This window comes from Streptomyces sp. NPDC017056 (genome assembly GCF_044332485.1).
Lineage (GTDB): Bacteria > Actinomycetota > Actinomycetes > Streptomycetales > Streptomycetaceae > Streptomyces.
Genome location: NZ_JBIRPD010000041.1, coordinates 1 through 5060, shown reverse-complemented (window position 1 = coordinate 5060; position 5060 = coordinate 1). Strand labels below are relative to the sequence as shown.

Annotated in this window: 2 protein-coding genes; both read left to right on the top strand. The window is 72.2% G+C overall.

The window, feature by feature from the left end:
• Positions 1-3090: type I polyketide synthase (locus tag ACH4OW_RS39025; RefSeq protein ID WP_398033674.1), on the top strand; the 3090-nt coding region annotated here is incomplete at its 5' end.
• Between the two features lie 234 nt (positions 3091-3324).
• The coding region (locus ACH4OW_RS39020) for a type I polyketide synthase (protein WP_398033672.1) at positions 3325-5060 on the top strand (1736 nt) is incomplete at its 3' end.

Here is a 5060-nt window from a genome sequence, read left to right as displayed (position 1 = left end):
CATCCGGTGTTGACGGTGGCGGTGCAGGATGTGCCGGCGGTGGGGACGCTGCGGCGCGACGATGGTGGCTGGGACCGGTTCTTGGCGTCGGCGGGGGAGGCATTCGCGCAGGGTGCGGACGTGGACTGGTCGGGCCTGTTCCCTGCGGACATGGCCCCGGTGGACCTGCCGACGTACGCCTTCCAGCACGAGCACTACTGGCTGGAGAACACCGCGACATCGACAGACGTCGGCTCCGCGGGGCTCGGTGTGACGGATCATGCGCTGCTCGGCGCGGTCGTGCCGCTGGCGGATTCCGACGGGCTGGTCTACACGGGGCGGCTCTCGTCGCGGTCCCACCCCTGGTTGACCGATCACGCCGTACGCGGCTCCGTCTTCCTCCCGGGTACCGCGTTCGTGGAGTTGGTCGTGCGGGCCGCGGACGAGGCCGGGTGTGCCGGAATCGAAGAGCTCACGCTCACCACCCCGCTCGTGCTGGAGGCGTCGGAGCGTGTCCATCTCCAGGTCACGGTCGGTGCCGCGGACGAGTCCGGTCGTCGGCCGGTCACCGTCCACTCCCGGCCGGACGATCTGCCGGACCGGCCCTGGACGCTGCACGCCACGGGCCTTCTCGGCGCCGGCGCCACCGAGCCCCTGGCGGACCTCGGTACCTGGCCGCCGCAGGGTGCCGTAGCGCTGGATGCCGAGGACCTGTACGGGCGGCTGGCGGACGAGGGGTACGAGTACGGCGCGGCCTTCCAGGGCCTGCGCGCGGCCTGGCAGCACGACGCCGAGCTTTACGCGGAGGTGGCGCTGCCGTATGAGGTGAGTGCCGCCGGATTCATCCTTCACCCGGCGCTGTTCGACGCCGCCCTGCACGTCCTGGGCTTCGAGGACGGCGCGAGTGGGGACGGCATGAGTGAGGATGGCACGGGTGAGGTGCGGGTGCCGTTCGCGTGGAAGGGCGTCACCGTGCACGCCACCGGCGCCCGGGTGCTGCGGGTGCGGATCACCCGTGAGGACGGGGACCGGCTGACGTTGGTTGCCGCCGACGGTACCGGTGCCCCCGTGGTCTCGGTGTCGGAACTCGTCCAGCGGGTGCTGCCGGACGACGCCGTACCGATGGGGGCGCCCAGCGATCCGCTGTACCGGATCGACTGGCTGCCGTCGGCCGATCCGGCAAGCCCGGCGGACCGGGCCCCGGCGGGCTCCTGGGCCGTCATCGGGACGGACGGTTCGCTGTTCCATCACCTATCCACGGCCACCACTGCCGGTTCGTACCCGGACCTGGACGCCTTGCTGTCGGCGCTCGACTCCGGGACGGCCGTACCGGAGACCGTCTTCGCGTTGCTCGCCGCCGACGGAGCTCCCGAAGGCGGGCCCGCAGAACTGCCGGCGGCCCAGGCTGTACGGGCGGCGTCGGCGCAGGCGCTCGCCCTGTTGCAGAACTGGCTCGCCGAGGAGCGGCTCGCGGCGTCCCGGCTGGTCGTGGTGACCTCGGGTGCGGTCGCGGCCGAAGGGCCGGTGACCGATCTCGTCCACGCACCCGTGTGGGGCCTCGTCCGATCCGCGGAAGCCGAGAACCCGGGACGCTTCGTCCTCGTGGACCTCGACCGGGAGGACCGCTCCAGGCAACTGCTCCCCGGCCTGGCCCGGCTCGGCGAACCCGAACTGGCCGTACGGGAAGGGCAGGTGCTCGTCCGCAGGCTGCACACGGCGGCCGGACCGGCCGTACCGGCAGAACCGGCCGCACCGGCTGAGCCGGGCTTCGCCCCGGAAGGCACCGTCCTGGTCACCGGTGGAACCGGGACACTGGGCGCGCTGGTCGCCCGGCACCTGGTGACCCGACACGGCGTACGGCACCTGCTGCTGACCAGCCGCCGCGGCCCCGGCGCCGACGGCGCGGCCGAGCTGCGGGAGGAACTGACGGAGCTGGGTGCCGAGGTGACGATCAGCGCCTGCGACACCGCCGACGCGGACGCCGTCCGTGCCCTGCTGGCGGCGGTGCCCACCGCCCACCCGCTGACCGCCGTCATCCACACCGCCGGTGTCCTCGACGACGGTGTCATCGGCTCCCTCGACCCCAAGCGGCTGGACACCGTCTTCCGCCCCAAGGTGGATGCCGCGCTCGTCCTGCACGACCTCACCAGGCACCTGGACCTGTCGGCGTTCGTCCTGTTCTCCTCGGCGGCCGGCGCCCTCAGCGGACCCGGCCAGGGGAACTACGCCGCCGCCAACGTCTTCCTCGACGCACTGGCGACGCTGCGCCGCGCCGAGGGCCTGCCGGCCACCTCGCTGGCCTGGGGCTTCTGGGCCGAACGCAGCGACCTGACCGGGCAGCTGGGGGAGACGGACGTCGCCAGGATGGGCCGTTCCGGCATCGCCGCCATGCCTTCCGAGGCCGGCCTCGCCCTGTTCGACGCCGCGCTCGCCCGGGACGACGCCGCCCTGGTGCCGGTGCGGTTCGACCTCGCCCGGCTCCGGGCGCGGCTGGCCGAACACGGTGACCCCGCGGTGCTGCGGGACCTCGTCAGGGTGCCGCTGCGCCGGTCGGCGGCACAGGCCGCGGGCTCGGCAGCGGAGGCGGACGCGCTGGTGCAGCGACTGGCCCCGCTCGACGCCGCGGCGCGCCGCAAGGCACTGGTCGAGCTGGTACGCGAGCAGGTCGCCGCCGTGCTGGCGCTGGCCGGCGGCCACGCGGTCGCCGTCGAGCGCGGGTTCCTGGACCTCGGCTTCGACTCGCTGATCGCGCTCGAACTGCGTAACCGGCTGAACCGGATCACCGGCCTGACCCTGCCCGCCACCACGATCTTCGACTATCCGTCGGTGGTCGCGGTGGCGGGCCACCTCGCCGACCGGCTGCCGATCGGCGCCGCCGGAGCCCCGGCGGTGACCGACGAGGTGCAGCGGCTGGAAGCAGTACTGGCGTCCGCCGCGCTCGACGCGGAGCAGCAGGCGGCGCTCGCCGACCGGCTGCTGGCCCTCGCCGCCTCCGTACGGGGCGAGTCCGCCCACGACGCCGGCGACGCGGGGTCGGGCGAAGCGACGCTGGACGACGCGTCCGACGACGAGGTGTTCGCCTTCATCGACAACGAGCTCGGCCTTTCCTGAGCACGGCAATCACCGGTAGTCCCGGCCCGCGGTCAGGGGATGGTCATGGGGCAGCTAGGGGTGTGCAAGATCCGGCGCCCCTACCAAGCTGTAGCCGACCACCCCTGACCTGCGGACCACCACGGCCCGAGGTCACCTGACCCGCGGGCCTTCCTGCCTACGGGCCCCCGGCCTGCGGTCGCCCCGATCTGCGGCCCGCTGCCTGCCTGCCGACGACGACGAGGTACACGCACCATGGAGAACGAGCAGAAGCTTCGCGACTACCTGAAGCGGGTTACGGCCGACCTGACCCGGACCCGTCGGCGACTGCACGAGGTGGAATCCCGCGCGGAGGAGCCGATCGCCATCGTCGGTATGGCCTGCCGCTACCCCGGCGGCGTCGGTTCCCCCCAGGAACTGTGGGAGCTGGTCCTCGGCGAGACCGACGCCATCGGCGACTTCCCCACCGACCGCGGTTGGGACCCCGCCGAGCTCTACGACCCGGACCCCGAGGCCGCGGGCAAGTACTACGCACGCGGCGGCGGATTCCTCCAGGACGCGGCCGGCTTCGACGCCGGGTTCTTCGGCATCTCGCCGCGCGAGGCGCTGGCCATGGACCCGCAGCAGCGAATCCTGCTGGAGACCGCGTGGGAGGCGTGCGAGCACGCCGGAATCGACCCGGCCGCTCTGCGCGGCACCGCGACCGGGGTGTTCGCCGGCCTGATGTACCAGGACTACGCGTCCCGGCTGGACTCGGTCCCGGACGAGATCGAGGGCTACATCGGCAACGGCAACACCTACAGCGTGGCCTCCGGCCGGGTCTCCTACGTCCTCGGGCTGGAAGGGCCCGCGGTCAGCGTGGACACCGCCTGCTCGTCGTCACTGGTCACCCTGCACCTCGCCGTGCAGTCGCTGCGCCGCGGCGAGTGCACCATGGCGCTGGCCGGCGGTGTGACCGTACTGCCCACCGCGGACATCTTCATCGAGCTGAGCCGTCAGCGCGGCCTGGCGGCGGACGGCCGCTGCAAGTCGTTCAGCGATGCGGCCGATGGCGCCGGCTTCTCCGAAGGCGCCGGAATCCTGCTCCTGGAGCGGCTGTCGGACGCCGAACGCCTCGGCCATCGAGTGCTGGCCGTGGTCCGCGGCACCGCCGTCAACCAGGACGGTGCGAGCAGCGGCCTCACGGCCCCGAACGGCCCCGCGCAGGAGCGGGTGATCAAGGCTGCCCTGGCCGATGCGCAGCTGACCACCGCAGATGTGGACGTGGTGGAGGCACACGGTACCGGTACGACACTGGGTGACCCGATCGAGGCGCAGGCACTGCTGGCGACCTACGGTCAGGGCCGCCCTGAGGACCGCCCGCTGTGGCTGGGGTCGTTGAAGTCCAACATCGGCCACGCCCAGGCTGCCGCTGGTGTGGGTGGTGTCATCAAGATGGTGATGGCGTTGCGGCATGGTGTGTTGCCGAAGACGTTGCATGTGGATGTGCCGTCGCGGCAGGTGGACTGGTCCACCGGCGCGGTAGAGGTACTGGCGGAGCGTCGTGCGTGGCCGGAGGTGGAGCGGCCGCGGCGGGCAGGTGTGTCCTCGTTCGGTATCAGCGGGACCAATGCGCATGTGGTGCTGGAACAGGCACCTGAGCTGGAGCCGGTGGAGCCGGTTCGTTCTGATGGTGTGGTGCCGTGGGTGGTGTCGGGGCGTTCGGGTGCGGCGTTGCGTGCGCAGGCTGCGCGGTTGGCGGAGTATGTGGGGGCTGTGCCGGGGTTGGGTGTGGTGGAGGTGGGTGCGTCGTTGGTGCGGTCCCGTGCGGTGTTTGATCATCGTGCGGTGGTGGTGGGGGAGAGCCGCGAAGCGCTCTTGGAGCAGCTCTCTGCCGTAGCCGAGGGTTTGGTGGGTGGTTCTGGTGGTTCGGTGGGTTCGGGTGTGGTGTTTGTGTTTCCGGGTCAGGGGGCGCAGTGGGTGGGGATGGCGCGGGGGTTGGCGGAGCAGTC